At 54.7% G+C, this 22,291-nt stretch carries 17 protein-coding genes; all 17 read right to left on the minus strand.

The features are described 5' to 3' along the window. Positions 1 to 935 precede the first annotated feature (935 nt). The 17 genes from HMPREF1121_RS07385 to rplK all read right to left on the minus strand — a co-directional run bounded on the left by HMPREF1121_RS07385 (position 936) and on the right by rplK (position 22,240). Positions 936 to 2,576 (minus strand): ABC-F family ATP-binding cassette domain-containing protein, encoded by a 1,641-nt coding sequence (locus HMPREF1121_RS07385; RefSeq protein ID WP_044115643.1) that lies wholly within the window; start codon positions 2,574 to 2,576, stop codon positions 936 to 938. Between the two features lie 104 nt (positions 2,577 to 2,680). Continuing rightward, positions 2,681 to 3,991: a UDP-glucose dehydrogenase family protein gene (locus tag HMPREF1121_RS07390; RefSeq protein WP_044115644.1), complete on the minus strand. Its 1,311-nt coding sequence runs from the start codon at positions 3,989 to 3,991 to the stop codon at positions 2,681 to 2,683. A gap of 32 nt (positions 3,992 to 4,023) precedes the next feature. Then, positions 4,024 to 4,422, minus strand: coding sequence for an HIT family protein (locus HMPREF1121_RS07395; RefSeq protein WP_009432724.1), 399 nt, complete (start codon positions 4,420 to 4,422; stop codon positions 4,024 to 4,026). Positions 4,423 to 4,436: 14 nt separating this feature from the next. After that, the gene (gene greA / locus HMPREF1121_RS07400; protein WP_044115645.1) at positions 4,437 to 4,907 is read right to left on the minus strand and encodes a transcription elongation factor GreA; all 471 of its coding nucleotides are present in this window, start codon (positions 4,905 to 4,907) and stop codon (positions 4,437 to 4,439) included. Positions 4,908 to 5,330: 423 nt separating this feature from the next. Then, entirely contained in the window at positions 5,331 to 6,413 is a 1,083-nt protein-coding gene (dinB, locus tag HMPREF1121_RS07405; RefSeq protein WP_044115646.1) for a DNA polymerase IV, read from the minus strand. Positions 6,414 to 6,455: 42 nt separating this feature from the next. After that, positions 6,456 to 6,857, minus strand: coding sequence for a DoxX family protein (locus HMPREF1121_RS07410; protein ID WP_044115647.1), 402 nt, complete (start codon positions 6,855 to 6,857; stop codon positions 6,456 to 6,458). Between the two features lie 104 nt (positions 6,858 to 6,961). Continuing rightward, complete coding sequence (tsf, locus tag HMPREF1121_RS07415) at positions 6,962 to 7,786, minus strand: translation elongation factor Ts (RefSeq protein ID WP_044115648.1); 825 nt, start codon at positions 7,784 to 7,786, stop codon at positions 6,962 to 6,964. A 143-nt stretch (positions 7,787 to 7,929) separates the two neighbouring features. Then, the gene (gene rpsB, locus HMPREF1121_RS07420) at positions 7,930 to 8,724 is read right to left on the minus strand and encodes a 30S ribosomal protein S2 (RefSeq protein ID WP_009432742.1); all 795 of its coding nucleotides are present in this window, start codon (positions 8,722 to 8,724) and stop codon (positions 7,930 to 7,932) included. A 157-nt stretch (positions 8,725 to 8,881) separates the two neighbouring features. Continuing rightward, on the minus strand, positions 8,882 to 9,268 hold the full coding sequence (rpsI, locus tag HMPREF1121_RS07425) for a 30S ribosomal protein S9 (protein ID WP_009432809.1): 387 nt from the start codon (positions 9,266 to 9,268) through the stop codon (positions 8,882 to 8,884). Between the two features lie 15 nt (positions 9,269 to 9,283). Continuing rightward, the gene (gene rplM / locus HMPREF1121_RS07430; RefSeq protein ID WP_009432733.1) at positions 9,284 to 9,739 is read right to left on the minus strand and encodes a 50S ribosomal protein L13; all 456 of its coding nucleotides are present in this window, start codon (positions 9,737 to 9,739) and stop codon (positions 9,284 to 9,286) included. A 981-nt stretch (positions 9,740 to 10,720) separates the two neighbouring features. Continuing rightward, positions 10,721 to 11,707 carry a virulence RhuM family protein gene (locus HMPREF1121_RS07435; RefSeq protein ID WP_044115649.1) on the minus strand — a complete coding sequence of 329 codons (987 nt, stop codon included), beginning with the start codon at positions 11,705 to 11,707 and terminating at the stop codon, positions 10,721 to 10,723. A 120-nt stretch (positions 11,708 to 11,827) separates the two neighbouring features. Next, a complete protein-coding gene (gene rpoC, locus HMPREF1121_RS07440) occupies positions 11,828 to 16,183 on the minus strand; it encodes a DNA-directed RNA polymerase subunit beta' (RefSeq protein ID WP_044115650.1) in 4,356 nt (1,451 codons plus the stop codon). A gap of 25 nt (positions 16,184 to 16,208) precedes the next feature. Next, positions 16,209 to 20,021 (minus strand): DNA-directed RNA polymerase subunit beta, encoded by a 3,813-nt coding sequence (gene rpoB, locus HMPREF1121_RS07445; protein WP_009432700.1) that lies wholly within the window; start codon positions 20,019 to 20,021, stop codon positions 16,209 to 16,211. Positions 20,022 to 20,137: 116 nt separating this feature from the next. Beyond that, a complete protein-coding gene (gene rplL / locus HMPREF1121_RS07450; RefSeq protein WP_009432679.1) occupies positions 20,138 to 20,506 on the minus strand; it encodes a 50S ribosomal protein L7/L12 in 369 nt (122 codons plus the stop codon). A gap of 56 nt (positions 20,507 to 20,562) precedes the next feature. Then, on the minus strand, positions 20,563 to 21,075 hold the full coding sequence (gene rplJ / locus HMPREF1121_RS07455; protein WP_009432754.1) for a 50S ribosomal protein L10: 513 nt from the start codon (positions 21,073 to 21,075) through the stop codon (positions 20,563 to 20,565). 17 nt (positions 21,076 to 21,092) lie between these two features. Further along, positions 21,093 to 21,788, minus strand: coding sequence for a 50S ribosomal protein L1 (gene rplA, locus HMPREF1121_RS07460; RefSeq protein WP_044115651.1), 696 nt, complete (start codon positions 21,786 to 21,788; stop codon positions 21,093 to 21,095). An 11-nt stretch (positions 21,789 to 21,799) separates the two neighbouring features. Next, positions 21,800 to 22,240, minus strand: a complete 441-nt coding sequence (gene rplK / locus HMPREF1121_RS07465) for a 50S ribosomal protein L11 (protein WP_009432763.1) — start codon at positions 22,238 to 22,240, stop codon at positions 21,800 to 21,802. Positions 22,241 to 22,291: the final 51 nt, after the last annotated feature.

Raw genomic sequence — 22,291 nt, forward strand, 5'->3', positions numbered from 1 at the left:
CACGCAGGTTGTATACTAACTTATTATATATGCTCTACGTTGTTTTCTCGTTTGTTTTTATCAAGTATGTCAATGATCGCTAAGAGGGCCGCTGGTGTTAACCTTGTGACACCTCCTTTGAGCCAATCATAAGTAAGTCGCCTTACTTATATCGTCTTCGCTAACGTCTTTCCTTCCCTTCCTCAGCTACCCTCGCTCGGATCAGCTCTTCTTCGAGGCGGTTCGTTTCTCGTTTGCGGTTGCAAAGATAGAGCAAAAACTAAATACAAACCAAATCTCAACGCAAAATATTTCTCAATACCGCCCGTTGAGTTGTATTCATTTCCCCATAAGCAAGAGAGTTACAGGGGGCAAAAAAAATTTCATTCTCTTGGGGAAGATGGGCGCTTTTCTGGGGGAAGAAGGAGGGAGTTGAGCGGAGAAGAGGTGTGCTTGGAGGGGAAATGAAGCGCAAAGATGGCTGAGGGTGGTTGTGTAGCGATATAGGGAGGCGTAGCATTTGGTGGGGATGAAAGGCGTGCGGGAAGGGAAAAGCCACCGAATACTCCCCTATTCCTTTTGAGTAGATGCAGACATGAATGATATCATCCTATATTGGTCGACGGGCGAACCTATATAGGTCGGCGCTGCGACCAATATAGGTTGCTTTCGTGACCTATATAGGTTCGCCTGCCGACCTATATAGCTTCACATCACCCTACTAAAGGTAGCCTTCCCACTACCCCCGCCAAAGAAGAAAAGCAACCAGTACTGGTCACCACTCCAACCACTACTGATCGCTATTAGTGACCAGTACTACTTCGCGCCGTGACCAGTAGTGCTCCGACCGCCGACCAGTACTGGTCGATTTCACCACCCAATAAAAGTGCCGTCCGCCTACCCCACAGATGGGATAGGCGGACGGCGTGTTTGCTACCTAATATATAAGGAGGAGATTAGGAGGCGGAGCGCTCCAGCTCCTTGAGGTTCTCGAGCTTCTTACGCTGCATGAACTCGTAGATACCTTCAAGGTGCTCGGTGACCTTCCCGCCACCGAACTCATAGACCTTACTCACGAGGCCGTCGAGGAAGTCACGGTCGTGGGAGACGAGGATGAGCGTACCATCATAGTTGAGGAGGGCTTGCTTGAGGACTTCCTTCGTCTTCATATCGAGGTGGTTCGTCGGTTCGTCGAGAATCAGCAGGTTGTATGGCTCGAGGAGGAGCTTAAGGAGTGCCAAGCGCGTACGCTCACCACCGCTGAGCACCTTGACCTTCTTCGTCGAAGCTTCGCCGCCAAACATGAAGGCACCGAGGAGATCCTTGATCTTCGTGCGGATCTCACCCTCGGCTACATCATCGATAGTCTGGAAGACGGTGCGCGTCTCATCCTCGATGGCCGCCTGATTCTGGGCGAAGTAGCCGATCTGCACGTTATGGCCAAGCGTGAGGACACCTTCGTGCTCCAGCTCCTTCATGATGCAGCGCACGAGGGTACTCTTCCCTTCCCCATTCTTCCCGACGAAGGCAATCTTGTCGCCACGCTCAATCATCAGGTTGACATCAGAGAAGATGCGCTTATCGCCAAAGGCCTTGCCGACGCCCTCCATCTGCACGGGATAGTTGCCCGAGCGTGGGGCGGGTGGGAAGCGCAGGCGGATAGCGGAAGTATCGATCTCGTCGACCTCGACCAGCTCGAGCTTCTCGAGCATACGCACACGGCTCTGCACCTGGTTGGTCTTGGAGTACGTGCCCTTGAAGCGCTCGATGAAGTCGGTCGTCTCGGCGATGAACTTCTGCTGCTCCTCGTAGGCCTTCATCTGCTGCTCGCGACGCTCGGCACGCAGGCGCTGGTACTCGGAGTAGTTCACCTTATAGTCGTAGAGGCGGCCCATCGTGATCTCGAGGGTACGCGTGGTGATATGGTCGACGAAAGCGCGGTCGTGGCTGATGACGACGACCGTCTGACCCGTCTCGATGAGGAAGTCCTCGAGCCACTGGATCGACTCGATGTCGAGATGGTTCGTCGGCTCGTCGAGGAGAAGGACATCGGGCTTCTGCAGGAGGAGCTTTGCCAGCTCGATACGCATACGCCAGCCCCCACTGAACTCGCTCGTCTGTCGCGTGAAGTCGCTTCGCTTGAAGCCAAGACCAAGGAGCGTCAGCTCGATAGCCTTGTCGTAGTTGATCTCTTCGATAGCGTAGTACTTCTCACCCAGTGCAGACACCTCCTCGATGATCGCCATATACTCGGGGCTATCGTAGTCGGTGCGGGTATTAAGGGCCTCGTTGAGCTCCTCCATACGGGCTGCCATCTGGTGGATATTGCTGAAGGCTTGCTCAGCCTCCTCGAAGACGGTGCGCCCATCTTCGGTGAGGAGGTGCTGGGGAAGATAGGCCACCTGTACACCCGAGGGCACGTTGACCTTACCGCGAGTCGCCTCGCGCGTACCGCTGAGGATCTTCAGCAGGGTGCTCTTACCAGCACCATTCTTCCCCATGAGAGCGATGCGGTCCTTGGGGTTGATGACGAAGGAAATATCTGAGAAGAGGGGTGCCCCACCGATCTCGACAGTGAGGGCATCGACTGAAATCATACGCTTTGCTTAGAGAATAGAAGGAGGAAAGGGGATGAGGGAGTAAAAGATCCCCCTATGTCAGGTGTACAGACACCCAGCATAGGGGGACGGGGGCGGGCAGGCTACTGCCCTATCTGAAGGAGGGAGAAGCCGGCCTCAACGGGGTCGGTATCAAAGACGTTGCGTCCGTCAATGAGTAGCGGAGTCTTCACCGAGCGGTGAAGGACTTCCCAGGCGGGCATGCGAAAAGCCTTCCATTCGGTGACGTGGAAGATCGCATCGACATCGAGTGCGGAGTCGTAGACATCACGTGCGTAGCGGACGCGGTCGCCGAGACGACGGCGGGCCTCAGGCATGGCGATAGGATCGTAGACAGCTACCTCACAGCCAGCCTCGAGGAGGGAGTTGATAAGGACGAGCGAAGGTGCCTCACGCATATCGTCCGTCTCAGGCTTGAAGGCCAAACCCCAGACAGCGACACGACGACCCTTCAGATCACCACTGAAGTAGCGGGAGAACTTCTCGAAGAGCACGTGCTTCTGCGCCTCGTTCACAGCCTCGACAGCTTCGAGGACACGCATGGGACGGCCATGCTCCTTCGCCGTGCGGATGAAGGCTTGCACATCCTTGGGGAAGCAAGAGCCTCCATAGCCACAGCCCGAGTAGAGGAACTTGCTACCGATGCGGGCGTCACTACCGATGCCCTGACGCACCATGGAGACGTTGGCACCGACGGCTTCGCAGAGGTTCGCCACCTCATTCATAAAGCTGATGCGTGTAGCGAGCATAGCGTTGGCCGCGTACTTCGTGATCTCTGCCGAGGCGATATCCATAAAGAGGACGCGGAAGTTATTGAGGAGGATGGGCTTGTAGAGGCGCGTCATCAGCTCACGGGCACGGTCGCTATCGACACCGACGACGACTCGGTCGGGGCGCATGAAGTCCTCGATAGCGTTGCCCTCCTTGAGGAACTCGGGGTTCGAAGCAACGTCGAAGGGAATGGACACGCCACGCTCACGCTGTGCCGCCTCGATCGTCTCACGGACCTTGAGGTAGGTACCTACGGGCACGGTGCTCTTGGTGACGACGAGACAATAGTCCGTCATCGCCTCACCGATAGCACGAGCTACAGAGAGGACGTGGCGCAGGTCGGCCGAGCCATCTTCGTCTGGGGGCGTACCGACAGCACTGAAGATAATCTCGACATGGGGCAGGACTTCGGCGATAGAGGTAGAGAAGTGCAGGCGTCCAGCCTCCACTCCACGGCGTACGAGGGCATCCAGACCCGGCTCATAGATGGGTATCTCGCCATCACGCAGGCGCTGGATCTTCGCCTCATCGACATCTACACAGTAGACTTCTACACCGAGGTCAGCGAAGCAAGCTGCGCTGACCAGTCCGACATAGCCTATCCCTACGATAGCAATGGGCATAATGCTACTCCTTAATTATATATGTATCGGTGTTACTTCGCTGGGGCTGCTTCACGCAGCTCACGGGCGATGCGCTCCATCTCTTCGGCAGGAAGTTGGAGCTTCTTCTTCAAGTCAATATCTCCCTCAGCATTGATGGGCACGAGGTGGATGTGCGCGTGGTTGACCTCAAGTCCGAGGACGAGGACAGCGACCTTACGGCACTTCGTCACCGTCTGGATCTGACGGGCGACCTGCTTAGCAAAGACCATCATGCGCCCAAGCAGGTCATCCTCGATATCGAAGACGTAGTCGACCTCCTGGCGAGGTACGACGAGCGTGTGACCGGGCTGTACGGGATTGATGTCGAGGAAGGCGTAGAACTCAGCGTCCTCGGCGACTCGATACGAAGGGATCTCCCCCTCGATGATGCGTGTGAAGAGCGTAGCCATGGAGCAAAAAGAGATTAGATCGAGATATTGAGGATCTCGAAGTTCAGGAGACCACCAGGCGTCTGAACCTCGACGACATCACCGACCTTGCGGCCCATGAGGCCCTTAGCAATGGGGGTGTTGACGGAGATCTTCTTCTCCTTGAGGTTCGCCTCGGTGTCAGAGACCAGCGTATAGGTCAGCTCAGCACCCGTCTTGGTATTGCGGATGGTGACCTTGCTCAGGATCTGGATGCTATCGGTAGAGATCTTCGACTCGTCGATGATACGAGCGTTAGCGACCTGTGCCTTGAGCTGAGCGATCTTCCCTTCGAGGAGGCCCTGAGCTTCCTTGGCGGCGTCGTACTCGGCGTTTTCCGAGAGGTCACCCTTATCACGTGCCTCGGCGATCTGACGAGAGATCTCGGGGCGGTGAACGGATTCGAGTTCGTTGATCTCAGCTATGAGCTTGTCATAGCCGGCTTGTGTCATATAGTTATATGCCATAGTCGTAGTTGGGGAGTCATAGACTCCAGCCTAATTTTTGCGCGGCCTTGACCGCAAGTAAAAACAATAGTGAACCCTACTCCAGCCGATCGCTGTCGTAGGGTTCCTTCGCAAAGGTACGATTATTTATCTAAGGCAGGGCACCAGCTTAATTTATTTGCTTCCCCCACCCTATCAAAACCTTACGCCTCCTGACTTCTCGACTCCTAAGCGCAGCAGGCGGGAAGGCATCGGCGTATATCCTGCAGATAGCGGCAGTCACCACCATGCCTGTATAGAGCGACTTAGCCGACTATCCGCATACGGTCCGCCCACGGAGCAAGACCACCCCGCAGGTCCCCTTCATCTGAACCTAACAGCGGTCTACGGGTGGACCACTATGAGAACGCCCCACTCGCCCGTAGTCGTACATCGGCGAGCTGGCTACTCCTCGTCTTCGGAAAAGGGTAGCCACTGCTGCACCCACATCCCCGGGCGAAGCTCCTCGGGCGGATGCGAGAGGGAGAGCCCCAAGAGGCGGATGGGGCGATCGGCATAGTCAAGGCCGCGCAAAAGCTCCAAGCCACGCTGCAGAAGTAAGTCAGGCGAAGAGAAGGCATCGGGGAAGGAAGCCGATCGGGAGAGTACGGAGAAGTCGGCGAACTTCACCCGCAGTGTGAGCGTGCGCCCCGAGAACTGACGGCGCTGCAGACGCCCGTCCAGCTCCTCGACCACCTCACGAAGGTGGGCTTCGACGACGAGGGGCTCAGCACTATTCTCCTCAAAGGTGCGCTCACAGCCGAGACTCTTACGTACCCACTCGTAGATGACGGGTCGCTCATCCACCCCACGAGCAAAGTCATAGAAGACACGCCCCGCCTTACCGAAGTGGCGGGTCAGCTGCTCGAGGCTTCGCTCTCGGAGGTCAGCACCCGTGCGGATACCCAAGAGATGCATACGCTCTGCCGTAGCACGCCCCACACCCCAGAAGGCTTCGACGGGAAGCTCGGCGATGAAGTCCAGCGCTTGCGACGGATGGATCGTGCAGAGCCCGTCGGGCTTGCGTGCGTCGGAAGCAATCTTCGCGAGGAACTTATTGTACGACACACCCGCCGAAGCCGTCAGCCCCAGCTCCTCGCGGATGCGGCGACGGATCTCACGCGCTATCTCTACGGCCATAGGCTCCCCGACCTTGTTCTCCGTCACATCAAGGAACGCCTCATCGAGGGAAATCGGCTCGATGATATCGGTGTAGTCATGGAAGATGCCGTGAATGGCTCGCGATACTTCGCGGTAGCGATCGAAGTTCACCGGTACGAAGATGAGCTGCGGGCAGAGCTTGCGTGCCTTCGCCCCAGGCATTGCTGAGCGTACACCGAAGCGCCGAGCTTCGTAGCTCGCAGCACAGACCACCCCACGCGACTCCGCTCCACCCACGGCAATAGGCAGCCCCCGAAGCTCGGGATGGTCGTGCTGCTCTACCGAGGCGTAGAAGGCATCCATGTCGATGTGTATGATCTTGCGCATGGCGAAAGGATAGGGACGGTCGGACGGCTTAGGGAGAAGCTATCACTTCTTGGGGCGCTGAGGCATCGGGCGCGTATAGGCCCAAGCCCAAGCGATGAGAGGGATCTGAAGAGGCAGGCGCACCAAGGCGAAGGTCAGACGGGGATCCGCCGTGGCCTTCATATTGAGATAGGTCTGGATATTCGCAGGGAAGACCGCGATAAGCAAGAGGACAATACCCCACGCAGCCCACACACGCAGACGAGTCTTCGGGCGAAGGACAAGAGCCACTCCCAGCACGATCTCGATGACCCCACTCAGGGCAACGAGCGCTTCGTGAGCGGGGAGGTAGGGTGGCATCGTGCGCAGGTACATCTCGGCATTCACGAAGTGATTGATCCCAGCAGCGATATAAAGGAGGGCACAGAGGTAGAGCCCGACGAAGTAAAGGCGATAACGAAGCATCGGAACGTATAGGAAAAAAGGTGATAAAAGCACTGACCCCCTACCGCAGGTGCGTTAGGGGGCCAGGCAGACCTGCCCTAAGCGGGCAAGCGTAGTACTTGAGATTATTCCGCTTTTAGCGTCACACGCTTGAAGGCAGTCACCGTGAGGCTCTTGCTCTGAGTCTGGAGGTACTGAGCGATGGTCAGCTTGTTGTCCTTGACGAAGAGCTGATCAAGGAGGGTATTTTCCTTGTAGTACTTCTTCAGGGCACCCTGTGCGATGTGGTCGACGAGATTCTCGGGCTTACCAGCTTCGCGAGCCTTTTCGCGAGCGAGGTTGAGCTCACGCTCCTTGACATCAGCGGGGACATCTTCTTCGGTGATACCGACGGGAGCCATAGCAGCGATCTGCATAGCCACGTCGCGAGCGACCTGAGCGTCGGTAGCTTCGTTGAAGGCTACGATCGTAGCGAGCATGTTCCCTGGGTGGATGTAAGAGGTCGTGAAAGCACCCTGGACGAACTCGTATACACCGAGCTCCATCTTTTCACCTGAGACACCGCTGCGCTCGGTGATGTGGTCCTGTACGCTACGGCCGTCAGCCATAGGAGCAGCGAGGATTTCTTCCTTAGAAGCACCCTTCTTAGCCTTAGCTACTTCGAGGATAGAGGAGACGAGCTTGATGAAGTCTTCGTTCTTAGCGACGAAGTCCGTTTCGCACTTGACGCCTACCATGACAGCATAGTCGCCTTCGTGAGCAGCGAGGATGCAGCCTTCTTCGGCTTCGTGGTCGCCACGCTTAGCAGCGATAGCCTGGCCACGCTTACGGATGAGTTCGATAGCCTTTTCGAGGTCGCCAGCAGCTTCTTCGATAGCCTTCTTAACATCGGTGAGACCAGCACCGGTGAGGGCGCGGAGCTTCTTGATGTCTTCCAACAATTTACTCATGATGGTATCTTGTATTGAGTTAGAGTTCTTGTGATTGGTAGATAAGACCCGAGGACGAGCGGGTTAGACGGCTCATCCTCGGACTTATCTTACTGTATATCGCTCCCGTCAGGGAGTCGACAGGGTCGTCTCAGGCGGAGAGCTTAAGCCTCTTCGGAGGTAGCCTCAGCCTTGCGGCGGGTACGGCTACCCTTCTGTACGAGCTTAGCGCCACCTTCGCCTTCGCCCTTTTCCTGGCCCTTACCTTCGGCCTTACGTTCCTGCAGACCTTCGGAGATAGCGCCACAGATAGCCGAGACGATGACTTCTACGGCAGCCGTAGAGTCGTCGTTAGCAGGGATGACGTAGTCGACATTAGAGGGATCGCTATTGGTGTCCACAATAGCGAAGACGGGGATACCGAGGCGCTGAGCTTCAGCTACTGCGATGTGCTCCTTCATTACGTCTACGACGAAGAGGGCGTTAGGCAGCTTGTTCATATCAGCGATAGAGCCGAGCGTAAGCTCAAGCTTAGCACGCTGACGAGAGATCTGGAGCTTCTCGCGCTTGGAGAGGTTATCAAACGTACCATCAGCAGTCATCTTATCGATCTCGGTCATCTTCTTGACGGCCTTGCGGATCGTAGCGAAGTTGGTAAGCATACCACCGGGCCAGCGCTCCGTGACATAAGGCATACCTACAGCCTTAGCCAGCTCAGCGACAGCGCCCTTGAGCTGCTTCTTCGTAGCTACGAAGAGGATCTTCTTGCCAGCCTTTGCCAGGCCCTTGGCGACTTCTGCTGCTTCGTCGACCTTAACAACAGTCTTGTGAAGGTCGATGATGTGGATGTCGTTACGCTCCATGAAGATATATGGAGCCATAGCTGCATTCCACTTACGGGTGAGGTGACCGAAGTGGGCACCTGCTTCTATGAGTTGGTCAAATGAAACTCTTGACATGATTTCGTTTACGTTCTATAAAGTGTAACAGAATTACTTTCAACTGCTTGGTAGGACGGAAGTCTTACTCCAGGGAGAAGACTCCCATAGCTCTAAGCAATTTAGATACTAAACGCGAAATAACATCCCTCAGGCCACAAGCCTGAGATGAGGGATATTAACGCTTGCTGAACTGGAAGCGCTTGCGTGCCTTGGGGCGACCTGGCTTCTTACGCTCGACGACACGAGAGTCGCGAGTAAGGAAGCCTTCTGCGCGCAGGGCTGGCTTGTCTTCTTCGTTGATCTTGACGAGAGCACGAGCGATCGCAAGACGAGCTGCTTCGCTCTGTCCCTTGAAGCCCCCACCCTTGAGGTTGATCTTGATGTCATACTTCTCTACGGCATCCAGAGTAGCCAGGGGCTGGCGTACGATGTACTGGAGGATCGAAGAGGGGAAGTATGCAGCGATATCACGCTTGTTGATCGTGATCTTCCCGCTACCTGCTGCTACATATACGCGGGCTACTGCGGCCTTACGACGGCCAATGGCATTGATGAATTCCATACGTCCTGGTATATATTACTTGAGCTTGGAGAGATCGACGAGACGAGGCTGCTGTGCTTCGTGCTTGTGCTCTGCGCCATCATAGACGTAGAGGTTAGCCAGGATAGCAGCACCGAGACGGTTCTTGGGGAGCATACCCTTGACGACCTTGCGGAAGAGGCGGTCAGAACCCTTAGCCTGCAGGAAGCGGGGGCTGAACTGACGCTGCCCACCGGGGTAGCCAGAGAACTTAAGATAGACGCGGTCATCCCACTTCTTACCAGTGAGGACTACCTTGTCGGCGTTGATTACGATCACGTTGTCCCCGCAGTCTACGTGGGGCGTGAAGTTGGGCTTGTACTTACCGCGAAGGAGCTTAGCGATCTTGGAGCATACACGACCCAAGCTCTCTCCTGCTGCGTCCACGACGACCCACTCCTTGGTGACGGTCGCCTTGTTGGCAGAGACGGTCTTGAAACTTAAAGTGTCCATTCCTTCTGTCTTGTTGTTAATGATTCGACGAATAGCGATTCTACTTATAGCGACAGGTCTTCTCGTGGCCTTACCCTATAACTATGGGACACAGGCAAAGCGCACACTACTCTCCCAGTACTGGGCGATAAGACTCTGTCGATCCTCATAGACTCGCTGGGTACTATTTGATAAACAGCGCACAAAGATACAAAAAAACAAGAGACGCCGTGCACCCCATCCTTACCCCGCCGTAAAGATGCGGCAATCCCTCCCACGCGCAAGCAACTCCCCTCCTTCCCCACCGTGCGAAGCAACCTATATAGAAAGGCAAGTGAACCTATATAGAGACTGTTGACAAGAGCCCTGCCCCCTACTTATTGTGCTAAGGCATCGCACGACCAGCACCCTGATATGCCTCTCCAAAGCGATACACAAGCCCTTCGATTTATCGTGCGTATTCCTCTTATCCAGCGAAGGAAAAGCATCGCTCTCACGAAGAAAAAAGCGCCTTCACGTAGTGGGTTTCCTCTGTCTATGTACGTAGCCTTAAAGACTAGACACGTCAATCCAAATATCCACGTACGTAGATATTAGAGCCACGTACGTAGTCCTCACTTTTCTGCCACTCGTCCGCAACTTTTATTCCTACGCGGAGCAACAACCTAATAGAGGTCACGTCACAAAGCTATATAGGAATCAGTCCAAAGCTATATAGCTTTCTTCGCCATCCTATATAGCTCTACCCACGCACCCATATACCTATTATGGGACCATTGCGCAAGCCCACCTCTTCATTACTCGTACCTCCTTCCCTCGGAAATCGGAGGCTTTAGGTTCAGAAGTTCGAAGGAGAAAAGTGCAAGCTGTGAAGGGATGGCCTTGCACAATGGTCTCACTATGCCTACAAACACCCCATCAGCGTAGGTACAAAAAAGCCCCGCCCGCAGGAGCAAGGCTCCTGCGGGCGGGGCACTTTATTTAATATCGGAATGGATACGTTTACTTCTTCAAAGCCTTGAGGTCTCGATCCAGCTCACGAATACTATCGATATGCTCTGCCTGACGCTCTTGCTCGTGGTAGAGCGTATACTCCGACTCCGCATGCTGGAGGGCGAGCGCATGAGACACTTTACCCGCATGATCAAGGATCGTGTATTCATTCATCGTAAGGATAAGTCCAAGCCTCTCAATCCAATCCTTCATATACATAGGGCGCTGGGCTCGAGCTTGAGCTTCAGCAAAAGCAAGGTACTGCTCGACAATGAGCTTGAGCGACTGGAGCTCCTCTTCGGTGAGATAGTTCTTCCCGATAATTACATCAGCCTTCCTTACCTTGCCAGAGATCTTCGTCGTGGTAAGTCCCATCATAGGAAGCGAAGCATTGGCTCGGTAGTAAATGAGCTCTGCCGCAGTCCTTCCACTGACAGCAAAGAGAAGCTTATTCTGCACCTCCTTATAAAACTGCAGTGTTGACTCATCCTTAGGATCATAGTCTATACTCGTGGCATAGATATCTTTGATCTGTTGGTAAAAAACACGTTCCGAGAGACGGATCTCGCGAATGCGATCAAGGAGTTCCTTGAAGTAGCTATAAGAAGAGCCTGACTTCATCCGCTCATCATCCAAGGTAAACCCCTTGATAATATACTCCCTAAGACGCTGTGTCGCCCACTGACGGAAGAGCGTACCTTGCTGAGACTTCACCCGATACCCGACAGCGATGATGACATCAAGATTGTAGAAGTTCGTGGGCTTGGTAGAAAAATCGAGATTTTCGATTTTCCTCTTTGTAATGTCTTCAGGAAGCTCTCCTTCTGCGTAGATATTGAGGACATGATAGTTGATGGTAGCCTTCGCCTTCCCAAAAAGCATTGCCATTTGCTCAAGTGAAAGCCACACCGTTTCGCCTTCGAAGCGAACATCAATCTTGATCCTGCCATCCTCAGACTGATAGAGGAGGAGGGAGTCAGTAGGGGTAGGTAGCATAGCTATAAGCTAAAGTTCGTGGGATCTATAGTGCAAAGGTACGGCTTCGGAAGCACAAAAAAGCCCCGCCCGCAGGAGCAGTGCTCTTGCGGGCGGGGCAGATGTTATGGGGCGCAGGGCTTAGCCAGCGATGCTGACGTCGCCTTCGAGATCGAGACCAGAGGAGGCAGCGAGTGCCTGTTCGTGTTCGCTCACAGGCATGACCACGAGACGCTTGTACTCACGCAGACCCGTACCGGCGGGGATGAGGTGACCACAGATGACGTTCTCCTTGAGGCCTTCGAGCGTATCGACCTTACCGTTGATAGCAGCATCATTGAGGACCTTCGTCGTTTCCTGGAAGGAAGCAGCCGACATGAAGCTCTTCGTCTGCAGAGCAGCGCGGGTGATCCCCTGGAGGATCTGGCGAGCCGTCGCGGGCTTAGCTTCGCGGACCTCTACGGTACGCAGGTCACGGCGCTTCAGCTGGCTGTTCTCATCACGCAGCTTGCGAAGCGTGACGATCTGACCTGGGCTGAGGGTCTCAGAGTCGCCAGCGTCGACGACGACGACCTTACCCCAGAGGCGGTCGTTCTCATCCATGACCTCAAGCTTATCGACGACCTGCTGCTCGAGGAAGAGCGTATCCCCTGGATCGAGGATCTCTACCTTGCGCATCATCTGGCGGACGATGACTTCGAAGTGCTTGTCGTTGATCTTCACACCCTGCAGGCGGTAGACGTCCTGGACTTCGTTGACGATGTATTCCTGGACAGCCGTGGGGCCCTTGATCTCGAGGATATCGGTAGGCGTGATAGCACCATCAGAGAGAGGCATACCAGCGTAGACCGAGTCACCTTCCTGCACAAGGATCTGCTTAGAGGTAGGTACGAGGTACTTACGCTCAGCGCCGAGCTTAGTGGTGACGATGACCTCACGGTTACCGCGCTTGAGGCTCTTACCGAAGGAGACGACACCATCGACTTCTGCTACGACAGCAGGGTTGGATGGGTTACGTGCTTCGAAGAGCTCCGTGACACGAGGCAGACCACCGGTGATGTCACCCGCCTTACTCATCGAGCGAGGGATCTTAGCAAGCGTCTCCCCGACGTGGATCTCGGAGTGGTTCTCCTGGACGACGTGAGCACCTACAGGGAGGTTGTAGCTCTTGAGGAGGTTGCCGTTGGCGTCCTCGATGTGGATACCAGGTACGACGTTACGGTCCTTCGATTCGGTGATGATCATTTCCTTCAGACCCGAAGCTTCGTCAGACTCGACGCGGTAGGTAGAGCCTTCGATGAGGTTATCGAAGACGACCTTACCCGAGACTTCGGAGATGATGAGGGCGTTGAAGGGGTCGAATTCGAAGAGCGTCTGACCCTTCTTGACCTCTTCACCTTCAGCGAAGAAGAGCTTAGCACCGTAAGGCACCTTGACAGAGCGGAGGACGATCTTCGTATTCTTATCGGAGATCTTCAGTTCGGTCATACGGCTGACGACGATGTTGACGGGCTTGCCACCATCTTCGGAAGCCACTTCGGCGACACGCAGGTCATCGAAGGTGACGATACCATCGTACTTAGCAGCGACACTATTGCGCGTAGCGACGTTCGAAGCTACCCCCCCGACGTGGAAGGTACGGAGCGTCAGCTGTGTACCAGGCTCACCGATAGACTGAGCAGCGATGACCCCGACGACCTCACCCTTCTGGACGAGGATGTTCGTAGCGAGGTTACGGCCGTAGCACTTAGCGCAGACACCCTTCTTAGACTCACAGGTGAGTACCGAGCGGATCTCGACCTGCTCGATGGGCGATGCCTGGATGCGCTCAGCAGCAGCTTCGCGGATCTCTTCGCCAGCGTGGACGAGGACTTCACCCGTAGAAGGATGGATCACGTCGTGTACAGAGACACGACCGAGGATGCGCTCATAGAGGGTAGCTACTACTTCGTCGTCGTTGTCTTCCTTCGTGAGCTCAGTAGCCACGAGACCACGGAGCGTACCACAGTCGTCTTCGGTGACGATGACATCCTGCGAGACGTCTACGAGACGACGCGTGAGGTAACCAGCGTCAGCCGTCTTCAGAGCCGTATCGGCAAGCCCCTTACGAGCACCGTGGGTAGAGATGAAGTACTCGAGCACGGAGAGACCCTCCTTGAAGTTCGAGAGAATTGGGTTCTCAATGATCTGTCCACCCTCGCTACCGCTCTTCTGAGGCTTAGCCATCAGACCACGGATACCAGAGAGCTGACGGATCTGCTCCTTCGAACCACGAGCACCAGAGTCCATCATCATGAAGACGGAGTTGAACCCCTGGTTGTCTTCGCTCAGGTGCTTCATCAGGATACCCGTGAGCTGGCTATTGACGTGCGTCCACGTGTCGATGATCTGATTGTAGCGCTCGTTGTTCGTAATGAACCCGCCGCTATAGTTCATCATGATCTCTTCGACAGCTTCGTAACCTTCAGCGATGAGCTTAGCCTTCTCTTCGGGGATGATGACGTCACCGAGGTTGAAGGAGAGACCGCCCTTGAAGGCCATATAGTACCCGAGGTTCTTGATATCATCGAGGAACTGTGCCGTGACAGCCACACCGCAGACCTTGATCACGCGGCCGATGATGTCACGCAGGCTCTTCTTACCGAGAACTTCGTTGACGTAGCCCACTTCCTTAGGTACGTACTCGTTGACGAGCAGACGACCCATAGAGGTGTCGACCATATGACGGATAGGTTTGCCATCCTTGACGTCGTCGACGTAGACCTTGATAGGAGCGTGGAGGTCGATCTTACCTTCGTTATAAGCGATGGTAGCTTCCTCGACACCGTAGAAGGTGTAGCCGTCACCCTTAGCACCGGGACGGAGCTTGGTGATGTAGTACAGACCGAGCACCATGTCCTGCGAAGGAACGGTGATAGGCGCACCATTGGCGGGGTTGAGAATATTGTGCGAAGCGAGCATGAGCATCTGCGCTTCGAGAATAGCTTCGTTGCCGAGAGGGAGGTGGACAGCCATCTGGTCACCGTCGAAGTCCGCGTTGAAGGCGGTACAGGACAGCGGATGGAGCTGGATAGCCTTACCCTCGATCATCTTAGGCTGGAAGGCCTGGATACCGAGACGGTGAAGTGTAGGAGCACGGTTCAGGAGGACGGGATGCCCCTTCATGACGTGCTCGAGGATATCCCATACGACAGGATCCTTGCGGTCTACGATCTTCTTAGCGCTCTTGACCGTCTTGACGATACCGCGCTCGATGAGCTTACGGATGACGAAGGGCTTGTAGAGCTCAGCGGCCATATACTTAGGCAGACCGCACTCGTGCATCTTCAGCTCAGGGCCGACGACGATGACCGAACGGGCAGAGTAGTCGACACGCTTACCGAGGAGGTTCTGACGGAAGCGACCCTGCTTACCCTTGAGGCTATCGGAGAGGGACTTGAGCGGACGGTTGTTGTCGGAGCGTACAGCGCTTGACTTACGCGAGTTGTCGAAGAGTGAGTCGACAGCCTCCTGAAGCATGCGCTTTTCGTTGCGCAGGATGACCTCGGGAGCCTTGATCTCGATCATACGCTTCAGACGATTGTTACGGATGATCACACGACGATAGAGGTCGTTGAGGTCAGACGTAGCGAAGCGTCCCCCATCGAGAGGTACAAGCGGACGGAGATCGGGTGGGATGACGGGCAGCACCTTCATGATCATCCACTCGGGGCGGTTGACATTCTTGGAGGCGCGGAAGCTCTCTACGACCTGAAGACGCTTGAGGGCTTCGTTCTTACGCTGCTGTGAGCCGTCGGTGCTGGCGCGGTGGCGCAGCTCGTAGGACAGGGCATCGAGGTCGAGGCGAGCGAGCATATCGTAGATCGCCTCAGCCCCCGTCTTACAGATGAACTTCTCGGGATCGGAGTCTTCGAGCTGTGCATTACCTGGATATTCCTGATCGAGGTAATCAAGGTAGTCGAGGTACTGCTCTTCGGTGAAGACAGGATTGGGATCCTTATCGAGTGACTTAGCAGCGGTCTCCTTCGTCAGGTCATCGTTGATGCGAGACTGGAGTACACCACCCTGGATGAGGACGTAGCGCTCGTAGTAGATGATAGACTCGAGCTTCTTGGTAGAGAGACCAAGGAGGTAGCCCATCTTGTTGGGGAGTGAGCGGAAGTACCAAACGTGTGCGATGGGCACCTCCAGCTTGATATGCCCCATACGCTCACGGCGTACCTTCTTCTCCGTGACCTCGACACCGCATCGATCACAGACGATACCGCGATAGCGGATACGCTTGTACTTACCACAGTGGCACTCGAAGTCCTTGACGGGACCGAAGATGCGCTCGCAGAAGAGCCCATCACGCTCGGGCTTGTAGGTACGGTAGTTGACGGTCTCGGGCTTCAGCACTTCACCGCTGGAGTTCTCTAAGATCTCCTCGGGGGAGGCAAGAGAAATCCGGATCTGTGAGAAGTTGCTCTTTATCTTATTGTCTTTCTTGAAAGCCATAATAGAAAGGGAAATAATGCGGATCTTATTCGAGGGAGAAGCTTAGACCTAAGCCCTTAAGCTCGTTGAGCAGTACGTTGAGCGACTCAGGGATACCAGGCGTAGGCATGGGATCACCCTTGACGATCGCTTCGTAGGCCTTAGAGCGCCCGTGGACGTCGTCAGACTTGATGGTGAGGATCTCCTGGAGGATGTGCGAAGCACCGAAGGCTTCGAGAGCCCAGACTTCCATCTCCCCGAAGCGCTGACCACCGTGCTGAGCCTTACCACCGAGTGGCTGCTGCGTGATGAGCGAGTAAGGACCGATGGAGCGAGCGTGCATCTTGTCATCGACCATGTGACCGAGCTTGAGGAAGTAGGTCACACCGACCGTAGCGGGCTGGTCGAACTGCTCACCCGTGCCCCCGTCGAAGAGGTAGGTCTTACCATTGCGGGGAAGCCCAGCCTTATCCGTCCAAGCGTGCATATCATCGAGCGAAGCACCGTCGAAGATAGGCGTAGCGAACTTGCAGTCAAGACGACGGCCAGCCCAAGCAAGGACAGCCTCGAAGATCTGACCAAGGTTCATTCGCGAAGGCACACCGAGGGGGTTCAGACAGAGGTCGACAGGCGTACCATCTGCGAGGAAGGGCATATCCTCCTGGCGGACGACCTTAGAGACGATACCCTTGTTACCGTGACGACCTGCCATCTTATCACCGACCTGGATCTTACGCTTCTTAGCGATGTAGACCTTGGCCATCTGGATGATACCAGAGGGCAGTTCATCACCCATAGTCTCGTCGAGCTTCTTACGACGGAGATCCGACTCGTATTCCTTAGACTTCTTGAGATAGTTGGAGATAACCTCCGTGATGAGCTTATCCGTGTGCTCGTTGCCCGTCCACCCCGAGAAGATGATCTCGTTGTAGTTCAGAGCCTCGAGCTCAGTGCGGGTGAACTTAGCACCCTTGCGAATCTTCTCAACACCAAGGAAGTCCTTCACGCTGTTCTTACAGGTCTTGCCTGAGGTCAGCTTGAAGAGCTTGTCGATGAAGAGCTCACGGAGCTCAGCCTGCTTGCGCTCTGCCTTCTCTTCGAGGGCGAGGACAGCATCCTTCAGCTCAGAGCGATTCTTCTTAGCAGCCTTAGAGTAGAGCTTCGTATCGACAATGACACCACGCAGTGAGGGCGTAGCCTTGAGTGAAGCATCCTTCACGTCACCAGCCTTATCACCGAAGATAGCACGAAGGAGCTTTTCTTCTGGCGTGGGATCCGACTCACCCTTAGGCGTGATCTTACCGATCAGGATATCGCCTGGCTCGACACGAGCCCCGACACGGATGATACCGTTCTCATCGAGGTTCTTCGTAGCGTCATCGCTGACGTTGGGGATATCGCTGGTAAGTTCTTCGAGACCGCGCTTCGTCTCACGTACCTCGAGCGTGTACTCGTCGACGTGGACAGAGGTGAAGAAGTCTTCGCGGACAAGGCGTTCGTTCAGCACGATAGCATCCTCATAGTTGTAACCCTTCCAAGGCATGTAAGCGACCTGGACGTTACGACCGAGAGCGAGCTCACCGGCCTGGGTAGAGTACCCTTCGGTGAGGACATCACCAGCCTCGACACGCTGACCCTTGAAGCAGATAGGACGAAGGTCGATCGTGGTGCTCTGGTTCGTCTTGCGGAACTTAGGCAGGCTGTAGGTCGTGATGGGATCTTCGAAGCTTACGAAGAGCTCGTCATCCGTACGGTCGTAGCGGATCTTGATAGAGGTAGCGTCGACGAAGACTACTTCACCAGCGCGCTCTGCTACGATCTGCGTACGAGAGTCACGTACCAGCTGAGCCTCGATACCCGTACCGACGATAGGAGCTTCGGGACGGAGGAGAGGTACAGCCTGACGCATCATGTTCGATCCCATGAGCGCACGGTTAGCATCGTCGTGCTCCAGGAAGGGAATGAGCGAAGCAGCGATAGAGGCGATCTGCGTAGGCGCAACGTCCATCAGCTGAACTTCAGCGGGCGTCACGACAGGGAAGTCAGCCTCCTTACGTGCCTTGACAGCGTCGCGGAGGAAGTTACCTTCGTCATCCAGAGGAGCATTCCCCTGAGCTACGATGAGGTCTTCTTCTTCCTCAGCGGTATAGTACTTCAGAGCCTCATCAGAGAAGTCAACCTTCCCGTTCTCGACGCTACGATAAGGCGTCGTGATGAAGCCGAGGTCATTGATCTTCGCATAGACACAGAGCGAAGAGATCAGACCGATGTTTGGCCCTTCAGGCGTCTCAATAGGACAGAGACGGCCGTAGTGGGTATAGTGTACGTCACGAACCTCGAAGCCGGCACGCTCACGAGAGAGACCGCCAGGACCGAGAGCCGAGAGACGGCGCTTGTGCGTGATTTCGGCCAGAGGGTTCGTCTGGTCCATGAACTGCGACAGCGCGTTCGTACCGAAGAATGAGTTGACGACCGAGGAGAGCGCCTTAGCGTTGATCAGATCCGTGGGCACGAAGACTTCGTTGTCACGGACGTTCATACGCTCACGGACGGTACGGGCCATACGAGCCAGACCGACACCAAACTGATTGTAGAGCTGCTCACCGACGGTACGTACACGACGGTTCGAGAGGTGGTCGATATCGTCGACGACCTCCTTAGAGTTGACAAGCCCGATGAGGTACTTGATGATGGCCACGATATCCTCGTTGGTCAGTACGCGTACCTCGGGATCGATGTCGAGACCGAGCTTCTTATTGATACGATAGCGTCCTACTTCACCGAGGTCATAGCGCTTGTCGGAGAAGAAGAGGTTAGAGAGGACTTCACGAGCGTTGGCCTCATCGGCAGGGTCTGCATTACGCAGCTGACGATAGATATAGTAGAGGGCGTCGTGCTCGGAGTTACAGGGGTCCTTCTGCAGGGTATTGAAGATCAGCGTGAAGTCAAGAGAATCCTCGGTCTTCTCCTTGTGGAGGAGGATCGTCTTATTGCTCGACTCGAGGATCAGGTCGATGTTGTCTTCAGTGATCTCTGCCTCACGCTCTACGAGGACGGTGATACGCTCCATGGAGACGACTTCACCCGTATCCTCATCGCTGAGGTCATCGATATAAGTCTTGGTGACGCGGCCAGCAAGGCGGCGACCGATGTGCTTCTCAAGGTTAGCGCGCGTGACCTTCACCTCTTCGGAGAGATCGAAGAGATCGAGGATCTGCTTATCCGACTCAAAGCCAATAGCACGCAGCAGGGTCGTCACAGGGAGCTTCTTCTTACGGTCGATGTAGGCATACATGACATTGTTGATGTCCGTAGCGAACTCGATCCAAGAGCCCTTGAAAGGAATGATACGTGCCGAGTAGAGCTGCGAGCCGTTGGTGTGCGTGCTCGTGCCAAAGAACACCCCGGGAGAACGGTGGAGCTGCGAGACGACGACGCGCTCAGCCCCATTGATGACAAATGTACCCGACTCCGTCATGTAAGGGATGTAGCCCAGGAAGACATCCTGCACTACAGTGCTGAAGTCCTCGTGGTCGGGGTCGGTACAAGACAGCTTCAGCTTCGCCTTGAGGGGGACGCTATAGGTCAGACCTCGGCTCAGGCATTCCTCGATAGTGTACTTAGGAGGATCGACATAGTAATCGAGAAATTCGAGAACGAAGTTATTACGCGTATCAGCGATAGGGAAGTTCTCATTGAAGACTCGATATAGGCCCTCAGACTTACGGCTCTCCGTAGCGGTGTCGAGCTGGAAGAAGTCGCGGAAGGACTTCAGCTGCACCTCTAAGAAGTCTGGGAAGACGAGAGGGTTCTTTATCGAAGCAAAGTTGATTCTCCCTGATTTTGGATTGGAAGCCATCTATTGATTCTTGAGTGAAAAGGGGGTTCGGGAATGTTTAGACACGAAATGGTTAAGACCCCCCTCGTCGGGGGATCTTAACCATAATCACCTGATTAGAGGTGCTATAGGTGGGCTTACTTAAGTTCTACTTCAGCACCAGCTTCTTCAAGAGCCTTCTTGAGAGCTTCTGCAGTAGCCTTGTCTACGCCTTCCTTAACAGGAGCGGGAGCAGCGTCTACGATGTCCTTAGCTTCCTTGAGCCCGAGGCCGCAGTGTTCCTTAACAGCCTTTACTACCTGGAGCTTAGCAGCGCCAGCGCTCTTGAGGATAACGTCGAAGGAGCTCTTTTCTTCTTCCTGAGCGCCTTCAGCGGGGCCAGCTACGACAACAGCTGCAGCTGCTGGTTCGATTCCGTACTCGTCCTTAAGGATAGCTGCGAGTTCGCTTACTTCCTTTACCGTCAGGTTTACAAGCTGTTCGGCAATTGCTTTGATATCTGCCATGTCGATTAGTTATTTCGTTGTTGTTGTTTTTGTTTGTGGGATAGTTAGGACTCCTCTTATTCAGCAGCAGCTTCGGTAGCTTCGCCTTCGCCCTTGTTTTCAAGAGCAGAGATGACGTTGCGAATGGGAGACTGGAGGAGAGCGACGACGTCTGCGATAAGCTCTTCCTTGCTCTTGATAGCGACAAGTTCAGCGAGCTGGTCAGCGCCGTAGAAGCCCGTCTCAGCATAAGCAGCCTTGAGGCGGAGCTTGGACTCTTCCTTCTTGTCCTTAGCGAAGTCCTTGATGATCTTAGCAGGGGCATTAGCTACCGTGGTGAACATGATAGCGGTGTTCCCCTTGAGGGCTGAGTAGATTGCAGCGAAGTCTGTTTCGGACTCGGAGAGAGCGCGGCGAAGCAGGGTGTTCTTAGCTACTACCAGACGGATACCCCCCTTGTTACAAGCACGACGGAGCTGGGCGGTCTTAGCGGCGTCCAGGCCTTCGATGTTGGTCAGGTAGAAGTGTGGGTACTCGTTGAGGTAGCCCTTGAGCTGCTCTACGACGGTGCCTTTATTTTCCTTTCTCATGATTTCTTCCTCTGTTATTATTCTTCTACTGACTTAGGATCGATCTTGATACTTGGGCTCATCGTGCTGGAGAGGTAGATGCTCTTGACATACGTACCCTTAGCAGCAGATGGCTTGAGGCGGAGGAGCGTCGTGATGATCTCGTTAGCGTTGTCGTAGATCTGATCAGCCGAGAAGGAGACCTTACCGATAGAGGTATGGACGATCCCCGTCTTGTCGACCTTGAAGTCGATCTTACCAGACTTCACTTCCTTGACAGCAGCAGCGATGTCGTTAGTTACCGTACCGCTCTTAGGGTTTGGCATGAGGCCACGAGGACCGAGTACACGACCCAGAGCCCCGATCTTACCCATGATAGCAGGCATGGTGATGATGACGTCGATGTCAGTCCAGCCACCGCGGATCTTCTCGATGTACTCATCGAGGCCGACATAGTCAGCACCAGCAGCCTGGGCTTCAGCTTCCTTATCAGGAGTACAGAGCGCAAGCACACGTACCTGCTTCCCCGTACCGTGGGGGAGGGTAACGACGCCACGAACCATCTGATTTGCCTTGCGAGGATCGACGCCGAGGCGAACATCCACATCAACAGAAGCATCGAACTTGGTATCGGAGATTTCCTTTACCAGCGCAGAAGCTTCGCGGAGTGAATAGATCTTCCCGGGCTCGATCTTGCTAAAAGCGATCTTTTGCTTTTTCGTAAGTTTACTCATCTTTCTATTGATTAGTTACCGGGAAATTCGCCCTTTACAGTGATACCCATACTGCGAGCCGTACCAGCGACGATCTTCATCGCAGCTTCAACGGTGAAGCAGTTCAGGTCGACAATCTTATCCTGTGCAATCGCGCGGACCTGTTCCCACGTCAGTTCAGCCACCTTGTTACGGTTAGGCTGTGCAGAGCCACTCTTGAGCTTTGCTACTTCCTTGAGCTGTACAGCGACGGGAGGGGTCTTGACGATGAAATCAAAAGACTTGTCAGCATAGTAAGTGATCACTACGGGGAGGACCTTACCAGCCTGGTCTTGAGTTCTGGCATTGAATTGCTTGCAAAACTCCATTATATTGATCCCCTTGGCACCAAGAGCAGGTCCCACGGGAGGTGAGGGGTTTGCAGCCCCACCTTTAATTTGCAATTTTAGTTGTCCAGCAACTTCCTTAGCCATTGTCTTGAATCTTAAGTGTTACACACTAGAACGTGAGAAGGAGCACCTGCG

Source organism: Porphyromonas sp. KLE 1280 (assembly GCF_000700805.1).
GTDB lineage: Bacteria > Bacteroidota > Bacteroidia > Bacteroidales > Porphyromonadaceae > Porphyromonas > Porphyromonas pasteri.

Bases quoted from the DNA above. Each gene is read 5' to 3' on its own strand.
- HMPREF1121_RS07385 (WP_044115643.1), bottom strand. From the start codon at position 2,576: ATGATTTCAGTCGATGCCCTCACTGTCGAGATCGGTGGGGCACCCCTC.
- HMPREF1121_RS07390 (WP_044115644.1), bottom strand. From the start codon at position 3,991: ATGCCCATTGCTATCGTAGGGATAGGCTATGTCGGACTGGTCAGCGCA.
- HMPREF1121_RS07395 (WP_009432724.1), bottom strand. From the start codon at position 4,422: ATGGCTACGCTCTTCACACGCATCATCGAGGGGGAGATCCCTTCGTAT.
- greA (WP_044115645.1), bottom strand. From the start codon at position 4,907: ATGGCATATAACTATATGACACAAGCCGGCTATGACAAGCTCATAGCT.
- dinB (WP_044115646.1), bottom strand. From the start codon at position 6,413: ATGCGCAAGATCATACACATCGACATGGATGCCTTCTACGCCTCGGTA.
- HMPREF1121_RS07410 (WP_044115647.1), bottom strand. From the start codon at position 6,857: ATGCTTCGTTATCGCCTTTACTTCGTCGGGCTCTACCTCTGTGCCCTC.
- tsf (WP_044115648.1), bottom strand. From the start codon at position 7,786: ATGAGTAAATTGTTGGAAGACATCAAGAAGCTCCGCGCCCTCACCGGT.
- rpsB (WP_009432742.1), bottom strand. From the start codon at position 8,724: ATGTCAAGAGTTTCATTTGACCAACTCATAGAAGCAGGTGCCCACTTC.
- rpsI (WP_009432809.1), bottom strand. From the start codon at position 9,268: ATGGAATTCATCAATGCCATTGGCCGTCGTAAGGCCGCAGTAGCCCGC.
- rplM (WP_009432733.1), bottom strand. From the start codon at position 9,739: ATGGACACTTTAAGTTTCAAGACCGTCTCTGCCAACAAGGCGACCGTC.
- HMPREF1121_RS07435 (WP_044115649.1), bottom strand. From the start codon at position 11,707: ATGCTACCTACCCCTACTGACTCCCTCCTCCTCTATCAGTCTGAGGAT.
- rpoC (WP_044115650.1), bottom strand. From the start codon at position 16,183: ATGGCTTTCAAGAAAGACAATAAGATAAAGAGCAACTTCTCACAGATC.
- rpoB (WP_009432700.1), bottom strand. From the start codon at position 20,021: ATGGCTTCCAATCCAAAATCAGGGAGAATCAACTTTGCTTCGATAAAG.
- rplL (WP_009432679.1), bottom strand. From the start codon at position 20,506: ATGGCAGATATCAAAGCAATTGCCGAACAGCTTGTAAACCTGACGGTA.
- rplJ (WP_009432754.1), bottom strand. From the start codon at position 21,075: ATGAGAAAGGAAAATAAAGGCACCGTCGTAGAGCAGCTCAAGGGCTAC.
- rplA (WP_044115651.1), bottom strand. From the start codon at position 21,788: ATGAGTAAACTTACGAAAAAGCAAAAGATCGCTTTTAGCAAGATCGAG.
- rplK (WP_009432763.1), bottom strand. From the start codon at position 22,240: ATGGCTAAGGAAGTTGCTGGACAACTAAAATTGCAAATTAAAGGTGGG.